This window comes from Flavobacterium arundinis, assembly GCF_038289855.1.
Lineage (GTDB): Bacteria > Bacteroidota > Bacteroidia > Flavobacteriales > Flavobacteriaceae > Flavobacterium > Flavobacterium arundinis.
Map to the genome: position 1 here is coordinate 64,723 of NZ_JBBYHR010000001.1, position 20,176 is coordinate 84,898.

General features: G+C 45.4%; 18 protein-coding genes. 12 read left to right on the forward strand and 6 right to left on the reverse strand.

Translation table 11 applies throughout. The features are described from left to right. Positions 1–108: 108 nt before the first annotated feature. The 4 genes from AAEO56_RS00285 (at position 109) to AAEO56_RS00300 (ending at position 2,434) form a co-directional block, all read left to right on the forward strand. Positions 109–795 (forward strand): DUF1345 domain-containing protein, encoded by a 687-nt coding sequence (locus AAEO56_RS00285; protein ID WP_341695006.1) that lies wholly within the window; start codon positions 109–111, stop codon positions 793–795. A 97-nt stretch (positions 796–892) separates the two neighbouring features. Beyond that, positions 893–1,429, forward strand: coding sequence for an RNA polymerase sigma factor (locus AAEO56_RS00290; protein WP_341695007.1), 537 nt, complete (start codon positions 893–895; stop codon positions 1,427–1,429). Beyond that, complete coding sequence (locus AAEO56_RS00295) at positions 1,410–1,679, forward strand: hypothetical protein (protein WP_341695008.1); 270 nt, start codon at positions 1,410–1,412, stop codon at positions 1,677–1,679. The genes AAEO56_RS00290 and AAEO56_RS00295 overlap by 20 nt, the downstream gene beginning before the upstream one ends. Positions 1,680–1,759: 80 nt before the next feature. Continuing rightward, positions 1,760–2,434: an ATP-dependent Clp protease proteolytic subunit gene (locus AAEO56_RS00300; protein WP_341695009.1), complete on the forward strand. Its 675-nt coding sequence runs from the start codon at positions 1,760–1,762 to the stop codon at positions 2,432–2,434. 23 nt (positions 2,435–2,457) lie between these two features. Here AAEO56_RS00300 and AAEO56_RS00305 read toward each other — a convergent pair whose 3' ends face one another. From AAEO56_RS00305 to AAEO56_RS00320, 4 genes are all read right to left on the reverse strand, one after another. After that, positions 2,458–3,849: an exonuclease domain-containing protein gene (locus tag AAEO56_RS00305; RefSeq protein WP_341695010.1), complete on the reverse strand. Its 1,392-nt coding sequence runs from the start codon at positions 3,847–3,849 to the stop codon at positions 2,458–2,460. 143 nt (positions 3,850–3,992) lie between these two features. Next, a complete protein-coding gene (locus AAEO56_RS00310) occupies positions 3,993–6,431 on the reverse strand; it encodes a TonB-dependent receptor family protein (protein WP_341695011.1) in 2,439 nt (812 codons plus the stop codon). Next, positions 6,409–7,788: an HTTM domain-containing protein gene (locus AAEO56_RS00315; protein WP_341695012.1), complete on the reverse strand. Its 1,380-nt coding sequence runs from the start codon at positions 7,786–7,788 to the stop codon at positions 6,409–6,411. The genes AAEO56_RS00310 and AAEO56_RS00315 overlap by 23 nt, the downstream gene beginning before the upstream one ends. 211 nt (positions 7,789–7,999) lie before the next feature. Then, positions 8,000–9,100 (reverse strand): imelysin family protein, encoded by a 1,101-nt coding sequence (locus tag AAEO56_RS00320; protein ID WP_341695013.1) that lies wholly within the window; start codon positions 9,098–9,100, stop codon positions 8,000–8,002. A gap of 148 nt (positions 9,101–9,248) precedes the next feature. On the opposite strand from AAEO56_RS00320, the gene AAEO56_RS00325 reads away from it, so the two are divergent. The 6 genes from AAEO56_RS00325 (at position 9,249) to AAEO56_RS00350 (ending at position 16,584) form a co-directional block, all read left to right on the forward strand. Then, positions 9,249–10,442, forward strand: a complete 1,194-nt coding sequence (locus tag AAEO56_RS00325; protein ID WP_341695014.1) for an imelysin family protein — start codon at positions 9,249–9,251, stop codon at positions 10,440–10,442. Positions 10,443–10,509: 67 nt separating this feature from the next. After that, the gene (locus tag AAEO56_RS00330) at positions 10,510–11,910 is read left to right on the forward strand and encodes a di-heme oxidoreductase family protein (protein WP_341695015.1); all 1,401 of its coding nucleotides are present in this window, start codon (positions 10,510–10,512) and stop codon (positions 11,908–11,910) included. Positions 11,911–12,079: 169 nt separating this feature from the next. Further along, entirely contained in the window at positions 12,080–13,132 is a 1,053-nt protein-coding gene (locus AAEO56_RS00335; protein ID WP_341695016.1) for a PEP/pyruvate-binding domain-containing protein, read from the forward strand. A gap of 235 nt (positions 13,133–13,367) precedes the next feature. Continuing rightward, entirely contained in the window at positions 13,368–14,555 is a 1,188-nt protein-coding gene (locus AAEO56_RS00340; protein ID WP_341695017.1) for a PAS domain-containing sensor histidine kinase, read from the forward strand. After that, positions 14,552–15,601, forward strand: coding sequence for a response regulator (locus AAEO56_RS00345; protein ID WP_341695018.1), 1,050 nt, complete (start codon positions 14,552–14,554; stop codon positions 15,599–15,601). The genes AAEO56_RS00340 and AAEO56_RS00345 overlap by 4 nt, the downstream gene beginning before the upstream one ends. Before the next feature lie 152 nt (positions 15,602–15,753). Further along, complete coding sequence (locus AAEO56_RS00350; RefSeq protein WP_341695019.1) at positions 15,754–16,584, forward strand: universal stress protein; 831 nt, start codon at positions 15,754–15,756, stop codon at positions 16,582–16,584. 64 nt (positions 16,585–16,648) lie between these two features. Here the strand turns inward: AAEO56_RS00350 and AAEO56_RS00355 are convergent, their stop codons facing one another. Continuing rightward, positions 16,649–17,104 carry a hypothetical protein gene (locus tag AAEO56_RS00355; protein WP_341695020.1) on the reverse strand — a complete coding sequence of 152 codons (456 nt, stop codon included), beginning with the start codon at positions 17,102–17,104 and terminating at the stop codon, positions 16,649–16,651. 119 nt (positions 17,105–17,223) lie between these two features. On the opposite strand from AAEO56_RS00355, the gene hemN reads away from it, so the two are divergent. Beyond that, complete coding sequence (gene hemN / locus AAEO56_RS00360) at positions 17,224–18,588, forward strand: oxygen-independent coproporphyrinogen III oxidase (protein WP_341695021.1); 1,365 nt, start codon at positions 17,224–17,226, stop codon at positions 18,586–18,588. 57 nt (positions 18,589–18,645) lie between these two features. Here hemN and AAEO56_RS00365 read toward each other — a convergent pair whose 3' ends face one another. Continuing rightward, entirely contained in the window at positions 18,646–19,014 is a 369-nt protein-coding gene (locus tag AAEO56_RS00365) for a winged helix-turn-helix transcriptional regulator (protein WP_341695022.1), read from the reverse strand. An 80-nt stretch (positions 19,015–19,094) separates the two neighbouring features. Here AAEO56_RS00365 and AAEO56_RS00370 point away from each other — a divergent pair, with 80 nt between their 5' ends. Then, entirely contained in the window at positions 19,095–19,973 is an 879-nt protein-coding gene (locus tag AAEO56_RS00370; RefSeq protein ID WP_341695023.1) for an NAD(P)H-binding protein, read from the forward strand. Positions 19,974–20,176: the final 203 nt, after the last annotated feature.

Here is a 20,176-nt window from a genome sequence, read left to right on the forward strand (position 1 = left end):
ATACTGCAACATTTTTAAATTATGGCTAAGAAGTTTATATGAATAACCGGTCATAGCAACCTCGGATTTCTTTTAATTTGTACCTTGCATCATAACTCAAATTTTTCAATGAAGCGATCTAAGGTTTCCAACTGGGTGTTCCATTCCAATGGATATCAAAAATTAGTAACGGCGTTGGTTTTAGCGTTGGTTTGTTCAGGCGGGCTACTTCCTGTACAACTCAGCATTATGACACGTATTATGGCCGGGTGGGATGTATTTGCCATTTCAATGACCGGGATGATGTGGTTTCTTTTTTGCACCACCACGGCAGGCGAACAGAAAAAAATCGTAAAAAAGCAGGACGATAACATCAGCACCATATTTGCAATTATACTTACAGCCGTATGCATAAGCTTTTCAGGAGCGCTTTTACTCATATTCAATAACGATACGCCATCATTTGACAAGGGAGTAGCAACAATTGTTACACTAATTGCAATATGCTCATCATGGGCGCTCTTTCATACTATCTTCACCGTGCGTTATGCCCATTTGTACCACGATGATACGATTATAAAAAACGGGGACGGGTCCGGCGGTATAAATTTCCCTAATCCGGATGCGCCCGATTATATCGATTTTGCCTACTTTTCTTTTGTGATAGGGATGACGTTCCAGGTATCGGACGTGACCATTTCCTCCAAAACAATACGCAGGTATGTTTTGATGCACAGCATTATTTCCTTTATATTCAACACCATAATCGTGGCGCTGGCCGTAAATATTATTGCCGGGACGAGGATTCATGGGTAAGGGATGGCGTAGAGTTGAAGTCCGGAAAAATAAAATATCTTACTTTTATGGGTGATATTCCATCTGTTCTGTGCACTTATCTATAAACACATCATTTATGGCTACAGATATTATCGATAGCATGAGCAACGACCGCAAGGCAAGGCTTGAGGCATTGTACGTGAAAGCCTTCCCGCTGGTGGCACGCTATGTGGCAAGGATGGGCGGCACCCGTGAAGAAGCAAAAGACCTCTTTCACGATGCGCTGCTGATCTTTATGGAAAAAGAGTTCGGTACCGGCATCACCCTCCGGTATAGTGAGGCATCGTATATCCTTGGCATAGCACGACATCTCCGGATAAAACACAACAATACATCAGACTGTGCTGTTGACGAAATTCTGACAACACCTGAAGAATATCACTATACCGAAGTAGCATCGCGAAGGCTAACCGACCTGCTGTCCAGTGGAGGGCGGAAATGCCTTGAACTGCTGTCGGCGTTCTATTATGAAAAACTGGATATGGAAAGCCTGGCACAGCGTTTCGGGTTTGCGGGCGCACGTTCGGCTACCGTACAGAAATTCAAATGCCTTGAGAAAGTAAAAGATACCGTAAAAACCAAATCGCTGCAGTATGAAGACTTCATGGAATGATATGCAGGCAATAGAAGGCTATGCACTGTCGTCCGGCAATCCTGAAGACAGGGTGCTGTTCCAGGCAAGGCTGCTGCTTGAACCACAGCTAAAGGCGAGTGTTCATTGGCAACAGGAAACCTATGCACTAGCCCGTGAATATGGCCGCCTGAAACTGAAAACAGAGATTGAAGAAGTAGCAAACGAAGTATTCACCGCCAAAAAACACGAATCGTTCCGCCAAAAGATCCGGAATATCTTTAGCAAATAAACCTGAAACATATAATTATCCGTGCACCTTTTTTAAGGTGCCGGCTCCCTCATGCTTTATACGAACTTAAAACTAAAAATATGGATTCAAAAGAATTCCGCAGCTATGCGGTAAAGCACCACAGGATCAACAGTATTTATGTTGACAAATACATTACAAATACACAAGCTTATGCCAGGCCAATGGCACTCACGCCTTATATCATGGAAGAACGGCAGCTCAATGTGACCCAGCTGGATGTATTTTCACGCCTGATGGTCGACAGGGTGATTTTCCTTGGCGAGGCTGTGGAAGAACGGAATGCCAACATCATACAGGCGCAGCTGCTCTTTTTGCAATCGCTCGATGCCCATAAGGACATACAACTGTATGTTAATTCGCCAGGGGGTTCAGTCTATGCAGGCTTCGGCATTTACGATACCATGCAGTACATCTCGCCCGATGTTGCCACGATATGTACAGGAGTCGCGCTCTCTATGGGATCGGTGCTGCTGTGCGCCGGGGCGGCAGGAAAGCGGTCGGCGCTTAAACATTCGCGGGTTATGATACACCAGACATCAAGCGGTGCGCAGGGAACGGCAGCCGATTTGGACATCAGTATAAAACAGGTGCTTAAAATACAGGAAGAATTGTACCAGATCATTGCATCGCACAGCGGGCAATCCTATGAAACCATCTGCAAAGTGGGCGAACGTGATTACTGGATGACTGCTGTTGAAGCAAAGGAATTCGGGATGATCGATGAGATCCTCTAGAGGAATACATCTTTCCGCCAGGCTTATTCAATTTCTATTTCACAAAGCGGTTTTTGGGCTATAACCTTGTTAGGATATTTTGCGGCATACGAATACAGCAGGTGCATGATATACTGGTTGCTCCGGTAAGGTGTAACATGATCCCTTGCCTCTGAAGGTTCCGCAAACCCTATATCCGAAGCGATATAACCCATGCCGTAAAAATGTCCGTTTTCAACCCAGATGCAGCTGCGCTCATCAGCCGCCCGGCCTTTATCCAGGATGGCAAAGCTAGGCCTGCTTTTTATGTAAAATTCGAGGGCACGTTCTATTTGCAGGTTATGCTGCTTTACATCGGGTAAATTACTGATGTCCGCTTTGTGAGGTGCATCCCCTTCTCCCGGGCTACAGTATTTGCAGAACCGGTGGTCAATTTCAAACTGTGCCGAAAGATCCTGCAGCAGCCGTATTCCGTCATACAGCTGATTGAAAACCTCAATGCATTTTTGAAATTTTGTAACCTTGCCAATTGCCAGGTACCGGTAACCATTACGGGCCTCGTATTCGTACAGGCCATACTTGGGTTCAAAGCGTTTTAAAGCCTTATTGTATACAGGCCACAGCTTTTTAATCTCGGTACATTCGAGTAGCAGCGCCATCAGTTCGGTAGCGCAAACTTCAAAAGAAATGCTGTAAATATCCCGTAAGAAATGCTGTCTTTGCGGGGTGATCTTATGGCCGCTGAAATGGGAAGCTACCCGTTTCTTTAGGTTGACTGCTTTGCCAACGTAAACGACTTTCTTCGATTGGTCATAAAAATAATATACGCCCGGCTTTTCGGGTAACTGCTCAAAATCTTCAGGCGGGAGGTTTGGCGGGAGGCGCTGGTCCTGTGCTGTCTTTTTGATCATTTTTTCCATCTCTCCTTCACTATCCCATTCGAGCAATTGCGAAAACAATATGGCGGTAGCATCGGCATCACCGCCAGCACGGTGCCTGTTTTCTATGGGTATGTACAACGACCGGCAAAGGTTGCCCAGGCTATAAGAAGACAGCCCCGGTCTTATCTTTCTTGCCGCGCGCACCGTACACAGTTTCTTTGCTGTCCATTTAAAACCTGCTTCTTCCAACTGGTGGCGGACAAAGGAATAATCGAAGTTGACATTATGTGCTACAAAGATCCTGTTGGAGAGCATACAAAACAGTTTTTCTGCAATGTCGTCAAAAACAGGTGCGTCCTTAACCATTTCATTGTTAATACCGGTTAGGGCAAAAATAGGCAGCGGGATCTCTTTTTGCGGGTTGACAAGGGTTTCGAAACGCTCAAGTATAACTTCCCCATCATGGATGATAACAGCTATTTCTGTAATGCGGCTGCCACCGGCATTGCCACCTGTAGTCTCGATATCCACTATTGCATATTCAGTCTTCTTCATTTATCAAATAGCACTACTGATTTATTCCCGCAAATTTATATGAAAATAATATCCAAATGTAGTTTAAATTCTTATATCAAATATATTTTGAAAAGAATTTGATTGTGAAAAGACTTAAAAACAACCCATTTCGTTAAACTGCGCTATATCTTTATTTGTAATGTAGTATATATCGTACGCGGGTCGCTTGGTAATATGCCCGGCCCCGGATAGCCGGTAGCCCTGCGGGTAAAGTAATAATTGTTGGTAAAATTATTAACGCCTGCTTCCAATTTAAAGTTCTTCCAGGTATAGGACGCTGAAAAGTCGGCGACATAGTACGACGGTATCTGCCCGAATATACCGAAGCTGTTATCGTTGGGGTCGGTTGGGGCATTGCCGCTATCGGTATATTGTTCGGATAAATAGGTAAGCTGTAAAGATGCCTTAAAATTGCCCAACCCTACGGTAGTACCCGTTTTCAGGTTAATAAGCGGGACAAACTCTACTGCATTGCCTTTTGTATTCGGTACGTCGGTCTTTAAATACTGGCTTCCGGTGATAGCGTTATTCACAAAGGCTGTCCATAAAAAGCTTTCGTTTTCCTTAAAGAAGGTATTGCTTATGTTCCAGTCGGCCAAAATCTCCCATCCATAGGTAATGGCAGTACCCACATTGCTGCGGTAACGCACCACAGCGCCACTACCATTCGGGTTCGGGGCCATATACTCCCCTATTTTGTCATTGTAATACAGCGCATAAATATTGGTGTCGTAACTGAACCTTTCATCGGCCCTGCCACGAAGGCCAAGGTCAAAAGTAAATCCTTTCTCATCAGTAATAGATGGGTCTATCGCAAGGCCGGGGCTGGCAGTACGTATGTCGTTAAATGTTACTGAACGGTAGTTTTGGGAAATATTGGCATACCATTCCGCTTTTGTCGAAGGCTTGTAGCTAAACCCTATGCCCGCAAGGATGAAGTTACGGTTCTTAACCACGTTTTCATCTTCACGCTGGTCGAGGATGATGTTCCCGGCAAGATCGGTATTGATGCGGCGCCAGTAGCCATCGGCACGTGTCTTTATATTTTCAAACCGTATCCCGGGAGTGATGGTGAATTTATCCGAAAGCCTGAAAATATTTTCAGCAAAAAACGCAAGGTTAAGGTTGGGGTATACATAACTACTCTGGTTCGTGTAGTTTGGAAATTCGGCGTTGGCATAATCAAAATCCGGCCCGCTCCCACTGCTACCCGGCCCCTGGCTCGCGGTATTGCGCGCCTGGTAGTACTTCATGCCAACCATAAAGGCGCTTTTTTGGTTTTTGAGCGAATACTGCTGGAGGAATTTTATCTCGGTGCCCCAGTTGACGAAATCGCCTTTTATAAGGTCGCGCACCGAGCCGGGGGTATCGGCATTGCTGACACGATTGCTAAGATACCCAAGCGCACTGCGTGAGGCATTGAGCCCGAAAAGCTGTACGTTAAGGCGGGCATCATCCGTAAAAGCATGCTCAAAACGCAGGCTGTAAAGGTTCCAATTCACATCGAACCAGTTGCGGGTACGGTTGCTTTGGAACATATCCTTGTTAAACATCGGGTCGGTAAGGCCGCCTGGCTGCTTTGCAAGGTAATCGAACAATGTATAATCAAAATGGAGCGATGTTTTCGGGGTAAATTCGTAGTTTAGGTTTATGAAAAAATTGCGGCTGTTAAACTGTGCATTGGGCCTGAAACCGTCGCCCTGTTTATAATTGAAAAGCGTATAAAAACTGAACTTGCCCTCGGTACCGCTTAAACTTGTAAAATTGGAATACAGCCCGTATGAGCCGCCGGTATTCCTTACCACTACTTCCATGGGTTTTGGCGATGGCTTGTGCATTACAAAATTAACCAGCCCACCGAACTGCGTACCATATTGTAGCGATGCCGCGCCGCGTATCACCTGTATACGCTCTACCCCCTCGGAAGGTGGCGTGTAATAGCTTTCGGGATAACCCAGCACATCGGCACTGATGTCATAACCATTTTGGCGCGTATTGAAATTGCTGGTACGATTGGGGTTAAGACCCCTGCCGCCAATGTTAAGCTGCAGGCCGCCATCCGAATTTTCGGCAAAGGTTAGCCCCACGATCTGGGCGTATATCTGGCGTGTATTGTTGGTCGCTTTATTCACGGTAAGCCTGTCGACTTCAATTACTTCCGTTTTTTTGCCGGCATAAATAGAAGTGCCCTCTATATCCTTCAGGTGGGTTAACGCAAAAAGGCGATCACGGCCACGCTCGATCACAACTTCATTCAGTTCGGTGATCTTTTGCAGCGTTATAGTAGTTTGGATTCCGGCAGTGATGTCCTGCTCCAAAAGCGCATAGCCTTCTTTATATAATGCCAGGTGCAACTCCTCTTTAGCAGTGTTTATTGAAAATGAACCGTCGGTACCTGTAACGACAGTAGTGCCGGTTTCGGTATCAATAACCTGTACGCCGGTAATGGCATTGCTGCTTTCGTCAACGACAATTCCGGTATGGAAATGCTCCTGTGCCAAGACCTTACACGGGATAAAGGCAATAAGCAGCAGGAAGCTAAAACCCAGTGATCGTATCATTGAATGGCAGTATCCAGGTTTTGTGGGCAAATGATTCATCTTCTTTCGCAAGGTTAACATCAGGATTAATATAGAGGGTGCTGAGGCGGCCATTGAGGGCAACGTAGCTCTCGGCATACACTTTAGGGTCGGCCATTCCTTTGCGGGCGTAAAGGTCGTTCAGAAAGTGGGCATATTCCAAAATAAAATCGGGCTGGAACGACATTTGTTTCTCCTGGAACGCCGTAAGGTAGTCGCGGTTGTTTACATATACGGTTTTACCGGTGATGCTGTCGGACACCTTGAACTGGATGTAACCGGCCTTTTCCATGAGCATTACCCGCCATGAAAACCGGAAGCCTTCCTCGGTCCAGAACAGTTCTGAAGGGTAAAGCAGGTAACGGAACGGCAGCACTAATTGGATAATAAGGAAGAATGCTAAAAAATAAGCAATTCCATTACTTCTGAATTGCCTTCTTACAGGCGATACTGTTGTTTCAACAGGAGGCAGCAATTTTTTCTTTCCGAAAGTTATTAGCTTTAAAAGAAAAGCCAATACCTTCCTGTGGAATTGCGGGCTGAAAAATACCAGTGACGATATGATCATAACATACGGAAAGACACCTATCGGGAAAAGGATGCGGGTAAGTAGATGGAATATCACAACCAAAGCGAAGGCAAACAGGCGGGTGCGGCGGTTTATTAGAAGGAAAACAATTGCAAGGTCGTAGATAGCGCCAATATAGCTGAAGGCATAGGCAACCCATTCCCTGCCGAGCAAAGGCCCTATTATGGGCAAATGCGTGTTACCGGTGAGCCATATCTTTAATGGCATGGCATCAACAAGCCAGTCGGAATTAAGTTTTGCAAGGCCGGCATAAAAATAGACGATAGCCAGTAAAACTTTAAGGATGTCTGTTGTATAGCGTGGGACAGTGTTGCTAAAGATTGCCGGATCCCTTTTGGCATCAGCCGAAAAAAATACATTGGCAGGCAAAAAGATCAGGACAAAGCTTACAACCGATATGAAATAATAATGGTTGAGATAGGTGGTTTTGTCCATCAGCTCTATATAGGTAAAGCTCAGAAAAAACAGCACAATACCTAACCTGTAACGGTATCCCGCAACCACCATGAGCGCTGAAATGCCACATATTATAAAGACTAAGTACGTATAGATCCCTATTGGCTTCACCCATTCGAAACCATAATAGGTAAAATGAAAACCGGGCTTTATGTAAAACTTATCGATCCAGCCGTTCATTGCGAACCGCACCACACTAAAAAACATCATCAACCCAAAGGCCACCCTGTAAAAAGCCAGTGTAGCGGCATCGGTGTAGGTATTTAAATAGGTATGGAATCGCTTTTGCAACATAGCTTAGAAACTGTCTAAAATTTAATTTAACCACATAGATACATAGGTTTTCATAATTTTCAGGTTGTAAGTTAAAGCCCACAATAGTATTGAAGCATAGCTTCATTACTATGTTTGACTATAATTGAGGTCAATTTTCTAACTTTTTTGAAGCAATCTATATCTATGTACCTATGTGGTTAGATACACTTTTAAAAATTTATAAAGTTACTTAATCCCCGTCACCATCTACATAATCGATACTTATGTTGAGCGCCTGCAGCATGTCCAGCTTTTCATATACTGTAAGCTGCTGCATCGCCTGGTAAGCCGCAACCATTTTTGTATTATCATTTGCTATCTGGTTGCTGAAACTGTTATCAAGCAGGGCAACAGCGGCAAGGGCAGCATCATATTTGGCATTGATCACGTCGCTAAGATTTTGCCCGTCACGAACGGCATTTACAGCATCAAGGTAACCTTTGAGTCCCGGCCCGGTAGTTTGAGAACCAAAATATTTGCCATTAAAAAAATCACGTGAGGCGGTAATGGCCTCGGTAAGGAGCTGCCTGCTTACATTGTTTCTGTAATAGCCTTCCACTTTATCAGGGAACGTAGCGCCGTTGCTAAAAAGCCCGGCAGGTATACCCAGTTTTGGCGTACGTACATCTTTCTCGAGGTTCTTTACAAAGTTGTTTACCGTTTGGTTTATCGGTGCGCTAACGCCTGTACCTGTGCCCGCAATAAAAGTAGCCCGGTAACCGCCGTTCCAGTCGGCTAAAATGCCATCGGCAACAGTCTTTATATGGGAGGCAAGGTCGGCAACATAGTTGCGTGCATTGGTATTGCCGCTATAATACGTAATAATAGCAGCATCGTTATCAGCAACACCATATAGCAAATAATCCAGTGCAGGGAAGCCTTCGCGGGCATAATTCACCGGCTGTGAAAGGTTGTAAGTACCCGATGCAATGTTGCTGTTAATCCCTGCTACATCTGAAGGATAGGTATTACTGCCTTCAATAAGGTGGAGCTCGTTTGCTTTAGTGTCGTCAAAAATACCAACGTGCTGGAAGGCAAGATAAGCATCCAGCCAGGCCGCACGCAATTCGTCAAGGCTTTGCTGTGATGGGGCTGTTGAAAATGCCGTTGCTTTTGCAGTAAGGATATTGGCCTTCGCCTGGTAATTTTCAAATGAGGGAATAATGATATTATCGGCCCAACTGGTCATGAGCGCTGTGCGGTCATAGTTTCCCGTGTTTACATTGCCACTGTCGGAAGAGGAGCAGGCGGCAGCTACTACCGCGAAGCATAGTCCAAGGATTTTTTTCATTTAAAAAATTTTATGCAAATGTATGAACATAGCGTGTTTATTTATAACTATTCCAAATAATTTTTATATTCCTTTAAAAAAATATTTTTATCTAATATAAAAGTTCCTATTTTTGCACTGTTTTTAATCAATCTAAATAAAAAAACAGATGAGAAAAGTCACTTTAAGCTTACTACTTCTTGCCGCGTCAGGCCTTATTATAACAGCGTGTAGCAACGACGATGACTCAGGGAACAGCACTGTTACCAGGAGAGCCGTTATAGAAAACTACGCTAACATTGTTTACCAGAACTACCAGGATGCGCTTGATGATGCTAATGACCTTGAAACAGCCATCAACGATTTTACAGCAAACCCTACACAGGCAAAGTTCGATACTGCAAAAGCAGCGTGGAAAACAGCCCGTGAAAGCTATGGCACTACCGAGGCTTTCCGTTTTGCAAACGGCCCGATAGATAACGACCAGGACTTTTCAGCTCCTGAAGGACTTATCAATGCATGGCCACTGGACGAGGCTTATATTGACTATGTGAACGACAGCAATTCTCCTGATTATGGTGGAGGGATCATCAACAAACCGGCTATATATCCTACAATAAGCAAAGCCCTTTTGGTCGACCTTAACGAGAGTGCAGATGAAAAGAGTATTTCTACCGGGTACCACGCTATTGAGTTTTTACTGTGGGGCCAGGACCTTACAGCACCTGCTGCCAACCAGGCGGGGCTAAGGCCTTATACAGATTTTGTTGATGGCGGTACTGCCAGCAACCAGGACAGAAGAAGGGCATACCTGAAAGCTGCTGCCGACCTGCTTACCGACCACCTGACTTACCTTGTGGACCTTTGGAAAACAGGCGGTTCTTACAGGAATACTTTCCTTGGTTTGCCGGAAGAAATCGCCCTTCAGAACATTTACCTTGGCATCACTACGCTTGCGGCGTCTGAATTGCCGATAGAGCGTATGTCGGTTGCCCTTGAGAATGGCGACCAGGAAGATGAGCATTCGTGCTTTAGCGACAATACGCACCGCGATATATACCTTAACCTTAAGGGTATCATTAATGTATACGAAGGCAGATATGGCAACATAGACGGCGCTTCATTGGCCGACCTTGTAAGGCAGGCGAACAACACCCAGTACCAAACTACTGAAACAACTATAAATGCAGCTCTGACAGATGTTGCGGCTATCGCGACACCATTTGACCTTGCAATAAGCGGAGGGCCGACAAGTACTGAGGGCGCTAAAGTAAAAACAGCGTACCTTAAGATCATTTCCCTGTCACAGGAACTTCTTGCAAGCGCTACAGCGTCAGGAATCGTAGTAAACGGAATTGATTAATTTGTTTGGGATATAATTATTTATAAAGAGTGCCGTAATTTTGCGGCGCTCTTTTTACACTTTATAAATGAAAACCTTAAAACTTTCCTGCCTGCTGATATCAAGTCTTTTGATACTATCCTGTGCTAATGAAGGAGAAGATTACCGAACCCTTACCGCCGAAGACGGCGAGCAATACAGCGGCGGCACTTCTACTGTTATAAATGCTACCGAAGAGGCCTTTGGCTTTGCCTCCTCCACCCTTAGCGCTGACCAATCTGTCGATTTTGGCGTGGGCAATTCGCTCTTCAGGCAAAGCTGGGTAACAGCCCCCTCCTCTACTACGGCACGCGACGGCTTGGGCCCGTTCTTTAATGCCATATCCTGTAGCTCCTGCCACTTTAAGGATGGCCGTGGACGCCCGCCTGCTTTTGACGGGGAAATGGGCAAAGGATTGCTTTTAAGATTGAACATAGCGGGTACTGACGAATGGGGTGCAGGACTTACCGACCCTATATACGGGCACCAGCTACAGGACAACGCACTGTTAGGCATTACGCCAAAAGGAGCATTTACCATAACCTACCAAACCATAAATGAAACGCTGGCAGATGGCACGGTTATAACCTTGCAATCGCCGACATACCATATCAATTCGCCGGGCTATGGGCCATTGGCAGGCGGATTGCTCATATCACCCCGTGTAGCCAACCAGGTTATAGGGCTTGGCCTGCTTGAAGCTGTGCAGCACGATACCTACCTTGATTTTGCCGATGAATCGGATAGTAATGGTGACGGCATTTCCGGCAGGGCAAATTATGTGTACGACAAAGAAAGCAACAGCATTAAAATGGGGCTTTTCGGGTGGAAGGCCAACCAGCCGAGCATACGGCAGCAGATCGCAGCCGCTTTTTTAAACGACATGGGTATTACATCCCCGATATTTCCTGATGAATATGCCCCGACAGGGTTTGACATAAGCGGTATCTCGAATGGCGGTACCCCCGAAATACCTGATGTTTCGTTCAATCGTGTGGTATTATACTCACAAACACTTTCTGTACCCGTAAGGCGTAACTATGATGCACAAAACGTACTGCGTGGCAAAAAACTTTTTACAGACTTAAAATGTGCTTCTTGTCACATCCCTAAAATGCAGACCGGAAACGACCACCCGATTGCAGGGCTGCGCAACCAGACGATACGCCCTTACACCGATATGCTGCTGCATGATATGGGCCCCGGCCTGGCAGATGGCTCTCCTGACTTTCTGGCTACCGGCAGCGAGTGGCGCACCCAGCCACTTTGGGGTATTGGCCTCATCAGTACTGTAAACGGGCATACACAATTGCTGCATGACGGGCGTGCACGCAATGTCACCGAGGCTATTTTATGGCACGGTGGCGAAGCGCAACAATCAAAAGAAATGTTTAAGCAGCTTAGTACCCGCGAACGCCAGAACCTGCTCGACTTTGTAAACTCACTGTAAAGCTTTTGGTATCGCCTTCTTTTGCCGACTGCAAATGCTGACTGAGCCTGTTTCAGCTTCCTGCTTTAAATAAAATAACCGGTTTGTGATACAGGTCATTTACCGGTAGCCTCCAATGCTTTAGTTTTGCCGGTACTCATTAGGTACAAAGCAGATTAACAGCTACGAAATGGAGCGATATATAATAAAATTCAGCGAGGCGGGCATAAATGATGTTGCAGAAGTGGGGAGTAAAAACGTTTCCTTAGGAGAAATGTATAATAACCTCACCCCAAAAGGATTGCTCATTCCCGATGGCTTTGCTATTACTGCTGCCGCTTTCAGGCTATTTTTACAATATAATACCTTAAATGAATCGCTTCGGCAACTGATGGAGCGGCTGGACCATACGGAATTTTCGAACCTGAATGCAATTGGCATCGCCGCACGAAAATTAATCATGGATGCTAAATTTCCTCGCGGGCCCGAACAGGAAATAACGGAAGCCTATGCAGTATTATTGACTGCTAAAAATAATGATGTGGCTGTTCGAAGCAGTGCCTTTTCGATGGGTTTTATGCATCTTTTCCCGGAAGGGCTGCATGAGTCGTACCTGAACATACGCGGGCCTCTTGCGCTCATTTATGCCATTAAATGCTGCTATGCCTCGCTGTATAGCAACAGGGCTATAAAATTCAGGGAAACCTATGGCATTACCCATGATTCGGTAGTCTTGTCCATCACCATACAACGCATGGTACGTGCCGATACAGGGTGCTCAGGCATTGGTTATACATCGCATTCCTTTCCCGGTTTTTCCGATGTGGTACGCCTTACCGGCAACTGGGGACTGGGACAAAACACCCCTATGGAAACCTGGGACGAATATATCATTCCCAAGCCTTTTCAAAAAACAAAACACAGCAGTATAAAAACGATAGGCAGTAAAAGCAGGATGACTGTATATAAAGATATTTCTGCGGGAACCAACTCTACACTGACGCTTATTACCGCACCCGAACTGCGAGAAAAACCTGTACTGGACGATGCAGGGGTTTTTGAACTTGCAGGACAGGCAGTGCTATTGGAAACGTATTTTGGACATCCGGTAGAATTTAAATGGGCAAGAGACGGCGAAAACAGCCGCTTTTACATCCTTGGAGTGCGGCCGGTGAATAAGGAAATTTATAGAGATGCCGCGACTAATCATCTGTCTTTGCCGAAAGGGAAAGATATTGCCTAGGCACTTATTTTTATGATAATTCGTACAGAATTTTTTTCCGATATTTGTTTTTAATAACTGTCCGGAATAATTAAACCGGTCAAGATACAGAAATGCTATAGCCAACTGTTGATTATATCAATACAGCGAATAGAAACTTTGCTGCCTGTGGAAGTTTTAATCAAAGAATAGCATTAAACAAGCCTGTATATTTATGAGGTTAATTATTAAAATAGTTGCTCAGTAAAAATAATCAATGAAAAACGAGGCGCTTCTGAATTCCATTATAGATAATGCCATAGACGGTATCATTACCATCAATGATAAGGGCATTGTCGAATCCATAAACCCTGCGGCATGCCAGTTGTTCCTTTACAGCCCTGACGAGGTTGTAGGCAGGAATGTTGCCATGCTGATGCCTCCGCCGGATAAAGAAAGGCATGATGATTATATTGAGAAATACCGCCATACCGGGCAGGCCCATATCATAGGGTTTGGAAGGGATGTTACGGGACTTAAAAAAGATGGTAGCCTGTTCCCCTTCCGGCTGGGGGTGACCGAAGTGAAGTTCCAGGGCGAGCGGATGTTTGCCGGATTCATACACGACCTGAGCCACCAGAAGGAAGCCGAAAACCGTCTTATGGAATATACCCAGCACCTGGAAGACGTAGTAAAGGAACGGACGACCTCGTTAAACGAAACCATCGAGGAGCTGACCAAGGCAAAGGAAGATGTAAGCCAGTCGCTCGAAAAAGAAAAGGAGTTGGGGAAGCTAAAAAGCCGCCTGCTCTCTATGGCATCGCACGAATTCCGCACACCGCTCAGCTCCATACAACTGTCGGCATCACTGATAGAGCGCTACACCGCATCGCTCGAAAATACCAATGTGGGTAAGCACCTCTACAAAATAAAAAGCGCTGTAAACAACCTTACCACGATACTGAACGACTTCCTGCATGTTGAGAAAGCGGAAGCCGGAAAAGTGGAAGTGAAATGGGGAACTTTTGACATTGAGCAATTTTGCAGAGAAATTGCAGATGAGGTGCAACTGCTCGCGAAAAAAGACCAAAACATTATATATAACCATGAAGGCAATACTACCGAAGTAAGCCTCGACCGCAACCTGCTGCGGAACTGCATCTTCAACCTGATGTCGAACGCAATTAAATATTCAGGAGAAAATACCACCATACACCTTGCCACACATATTGATGCCGATAACTTTGTAATTACTGTTGAAGATAACGGCATCGGCATACCGCAGGAAGAGCACAAGCACCTTTTCGAAGCGTTCTTCAGGGCACAGAATACCGGCAACATTCCCGGTACGGGACTGGGGCTCAACATCGTGCTGCGCTATGTGAACCTGATGAACGGCACCATCGACTTTAAAAGCGCCACCAACGAAGGAACCATATTTACAATCACATTCCCAATACAATGACCAAAGTACTTATAATAGAGGATAATGACGACATCCGCGAAAACATCATCGAAATACTGGAGCTTTCGGGTTATGACGTGCATGCCGCGCCAAACGGCAGGATTGGCGTTGAACTTGCCATAAAGCACGTTCCCGATATAATCCTCTGCGATATCATGATGCCCGAAATAGATGGCTACGGCGTGATAGACGCGCTGAACAAGCATCCTGAAACGCGGGCAACGCCTTTTATCTTCCTTACGGCAAAAGCGGAACGTACAGATGTAAGGAGGGGAATGGAGCTTGGCGCCGATGACTATCTCACCAAGCCTTTTGACGATACCGAACTGTTGAGGGCGATAGAAAGCCGCCTTAAAAAAAAGGAAGTGCAACAGCTTTTTTACGGCAAAACCGCTGAAAAACTGGATAGCATCATCAGCAGGAAAGATGGCCTGGAAGAATTGAAAAAGCTGATGCAGGAGCGCGACACCCGCAAATTTAAGAAGAGCCAGACCATACACCATGAAGGTGACCGTGTTATAGGCATCTACTTTGTTATAAGCGGCAGGGTAAAAACGGTACAGCTAACACAGGATGGCCGCGAACTGATAACGGGAATGTATGCCGCGAATGATTACCTGGACCTGAATATCATACTATCCAGCGATACCTATATTGATACTGCCGTGGCTGTAGAAGATACCGAACTGAGTTTCCTGCCGAGCGAACAGCTGGACAAACTCCTGTTCCTGCACCCGGACATTGGCGCCAAATTCATCAGGATGCTGGCCAATAACATACGTGATAAAGAAACCAGGCTGCTGCAGATAGCCTACCTCTCGGTACGTAAGCGAATTGCGCAGTCCATCATACGCCTTCTGGACCAGCAGGGCGAGAGTGCCAGGAGCATCAAAATAAGCCGTGATGACCTTGCTGCTATATGCGGTACCGCACCCGAAACCGTGAGCCGTACCCTGACCGATTTTAAAGAAGAGGGGCTTATCGAGAAAAGCGGGAGTACGATACAGGTGCTGAATTATGAAAAGCTCAACAAGCTTAAGAACTAATATGCACTGCAACCGACAGAGGCCTATTTTTTGCAGCGGCATATTAGGAACTCGCTTTCACCGTAGGTTTTTGCAAAGGCTAATCTGATGAATATCATTTTTTAAGGCTAAGAATTAAAATACCTTTATAAAGTAATTTTAAACTACAGACCATGAAAAAAATTTTATTCCCAACAGATTTCTCTGCTGCATCACTCAATGCATTTGTATATGCGCTGCACCTTGCAAAAAACATCAACGCAGAGATCATTACGCTCCATGTATATGAGTTACCCATTGGCCTGGCAATTGACAATTATGATTTCCTGCTGGAAAATTACAATATTGGAGAATGGGGCGTATTTGAAAATTTTAAAAGTGAAGTACCAAAGCTAAGGGATATTGCCGAAAGGGAGCGAATGGAGCATATACCTGTGACCCACATGCTGGAAAGAGGCATACCTGTTGACGAAATAGTAACTACCGCTGCCAGTGAAAGGGCCGATATCATTGTGATGGGTACTAAAGGGGCTACCGGCCTGAAGGAAGTGTTTTTAGGCACTATAGCCGAAAAGGTAATAAGGCATGCAAAATCGTTTGTAATTGCAGTCCCTGAAGGTTATGCCTACGAACCGATACAAAAAGTACTTTTCCTTACCGAATATGAAAAATATGAAACAGGCCTGCTGAAAAAAGCAAAGGGTTTTGCGGATATTTTTAAAGCACACATCCATGTTTTGGAAGTAAAGAAACATAATGACGATGCTATTGGGGTACATATATCCAAATGGAAGGACAGCTTTAAAAGCGATGACATCACCTTCTCATTTATAAACACCGATGCAACCGAAGATCTGATACTGGAATTTATCGATTATCATAAGATCAACATTGCGGCAATGTCTATTCATCATAAAAACCTGTTTGAGCGGTTATTCCTGTTCAGCCTGTCCAAACAAATGGCGTTCCATTCAACTATTCCTGTGCTGGGCATCCCCGCATGATTTACAACAAGAAGAGGCTGTCATAAAACCGACAGCCTCTTCTTGTTTTAAAAGTATTTACGCCTTAGATTTTTTCCATTTCGGCAATGGCTTCGTTAAGCTTTTCTTCTTTTTTACGGTAGCTTTCCATAAAGCTTTCCATCCTTTGTATAACGGATGCATCAACCTTGTAATTATCCATCTTATCCTCAAAGCGTTCGCCCCTGAGCAGCTTTTCGCTGACCTGTTCCAGCTGGCCCTCGGCATTTATAATGGCATTGCGCAATTTCAGCTTCTGCTTCCTGTTGGGGTCATCCAGCCTGTCGGTAGCCTTTGAAATCTTTTTCTTAGCAGTCATGATATTGCTTTCAGACTCTTTTTTAAACAATTTCCATTCGGCAGCGGCGTTGCGTATTTTGTAGTCCAGCTCTTCGTAATCGGATTGCTCGGTGGTTTCGTACAGGGTTTTCTCTTCTGTATCGTCTTCACATGCTTTCGGGGCCAGTGCCAGCAATAATGCGGTAAATAGTATAAATTTCATAATGTGGTGTCTTTGCTCATTAAGATACAAATCTGCACCAATTGATTTCCTTATAAAATGATGCCCGTCATTTTTCAGGGAGCGTTGGCACTTTAATTTTGCTTTTATAAACTATGAAAATGGAAACCTCAATACTGCAGAAATACAATGTGCCCGGGCCGCGCTACACCAGCTACCCTACTGTGCCCTACTGGGATAATTCCGGATTTACCGAAGGCCTTTGGGAGGAGAGCGTAGTACGGTCGTTTGGCGAAACCAATGCAACGCAGGGTATCAGCCTGTACATCCATCTTCCCTTCTGCGAAAGCATGTGTACCTTTTGCGGATGCAACAAGCGCATTACAAAAAACCATTCGGTAGAAACAGCATACATAAGTGCTATCCTGAAGGAATGGGTCATGTACCGCGACCTTTTCAGAAGCAGGCCGCGCATTAAGGAACTGCACCTTGGCGGGGGCACTCCTACTTTCTTCAGCCCGGAAAACCTCGAAAGGCTGATAAAAGGTATATTTGAACTGGCCGATGCCGCACCGGGATATGAATTCAGTTTTGAAGGCCACCCGAACAATACCACAAAGGAGCACCTGCAAACACTATACAACCTCGGTTTCAGGAGGGTAAGCTTTGGTGTGCAGGATTACAGCGAAATTGTGCAGAAAGCCATCAATCGCGTGCAGCCTTTTGAAAATGTAGCCAAAGTAACATTGTTGGCCCGCGAAATCGGGTACACGTCCATCAGCCACGACCTTGTATTCGGGCTACCCTGCCAAACAGTTGAAGATATTGTAGATACGATTGAAAGGACCAATGCATTAAGGCCCGACCGCATTTCATTTTACAGCTATGCCCATGTACCCTGGATAAAAGGAACCGGCCAGCGTGGCTTTGACGATTCCTGCCTGCCAAAAGACAAGGAAAAACGCAGGCTGTATGAAATCGGGAAAAAAATATTGTGCGATAAAGGCTATCACGAAATAGGTATGGATCATTTTGCACTGGAGTCTGACAGTATGTATGAATCCTTTGGTGCCGGCAGGCTGCATCGCAATTTTATGGGGTACAGTTCCTCCAGTACACAGCTGATGATAGGACTGGGCGTATCGTCTATCAGCGACAGCTGGTACAGCTTTGCGCAAAATGAAAAGACACTGGAAGACTACTACCAAAGAATAGAACAAAATGAGCTGCCCGTATTCCGCGGCCATATACTTACGGATGAAGACCTTACAATTCGCAGGCATATACTGAACCTGATGTGCCGTTTTGAAACCTCGTGGGATAACGACGATGACTATTTCAACGAATTGCCCGAAGTACTTTGGGATTTGCGCGAGATGGAAAAGGACGGACTGGTAATAATTGACGATACATCGATAACCGTAACCGAAAAAGGCCTTCCGTTTGTACGCAACATCTGCATGGCATTCGACCTGAGGCTGAAACGAAAGGCACCGGAAACAAAGCTATTTTCGATGACGATATAATTTCTACGATTTATCTTGCAAAAGCCGGTATTGTTGGGATGCCGGTTTTTTTATATGCTATCCGTTTTCAAATTTCCCGCCCGACATTTGGATCGCCCACCCTGCCATGGCATTGATCACTGGTATGATGCCTTTACCTGCATTAGTCAGGCTGTACGTCACGAACGGTGGTACCACTGGCTTTGCTTCCCTTAAAACCAGCCCGTCAGCCTCCAGCTGTTTCAGGTGCTGTATGAGCATCTTTTCGGTTATGGCCGGGATTGCCCTTTTCAACTCGCTGTAGCGCTTGTCTCCCTGCGAAAGATGGTAGAGTATAATGGGTTTCCAGTAACCGCCTATCTTTTCCATAGTAAAGGTTACAGGGCACATTTCAAGCGCATAAGCTTTATTTTCCTGAATAGTCGACGTTTCTTTTATGGCTGTCATAGATACATACTTTAGGGTAAGTACTTGTAAAAAAGTAAGTAAAGATATAATTTTGTTTCATAATAATAAAATATTTAACCATGAAAATAGCAATTACAGGCTCGCTGGGAAATGTAGCAGGGCCGCTAGTGAAACAATTACTGGCCGAAGGCCACCAACTGACCGTGGTAAGCAGCAATAACGAACGTAAAAAAGACATTGAAGCCTTAGGCGCAGCCGCAGCCATCGGTTCCATTACAGATGCATCTTTTCTTGCCAAAGCCTTTTCGGGGTCAGATGCCGTTTTTGCCATGACGCCACCCAGCCTTGGTTTGGAGAGTATCGTAGCAAATAATATCGGCGCCGGGAAGGCCATTGTTGCGGCAGTAAAAGAATCGGGCGTTAAAAGAGTAGTGCTTTTGAGCAGCATTGGCGCTGAACTTGATGGCGGTACGGGACCTATCGCCGCCCTGCATGCCATAGAGAATGCCTACAATGATCTTGACAATGTAAACGTAACTTTCCTTCGGGCAGGATACTTTTACATTAACTTCAACAACAGCATCCCAATGATAAAACATTCGGGGATGCTGGGAAGCAACCTGGCTGCCGATACCCTTATCCCATTGGTACATCCCAGGGACATAGCATCGGCTGCGGCAAGGGAACTGGTACGGACTTCAGGGCAAAGTGATGTTCGCTATATCGTGAGCGACGTGAAGACCCCGGTTGAAATAACCAATGCTTTTGCAAACGCCATTGGCAAGCCCGGACTGCCATGGATCACCTTTAGCGATACGGATAACGAACAGGGCATGTTGCAGGCAGGCGTTCCCGCTGAGATAGCGGCATTATATACCGAAATGGGGCGCGGCCTCCGCGAAGGCAGGATACAGGCCGATTTCCTTAACGGAAACCATTCGGTAGACGGTAAGATAAAGCTTGAAGATTTTGCAAAAGAATTTGCTTCAGGGTTTTAATTCCTAAGTGCCAGAACAAATTTTAATTTACATACCACTCTTCCGGAGTTCTAAGCAACTCACATCGTATTATTGCTATAAACATTCCGCCCCGCCGGGGCTGCCAACTGTTGAGTCCCAGAGGGACGGCATATTTATAGTAAAATTTTAGTGAGGCGCAATTGAGCTCCGGAGAAGCGGCATGTTAGGATTTTTACAATTAT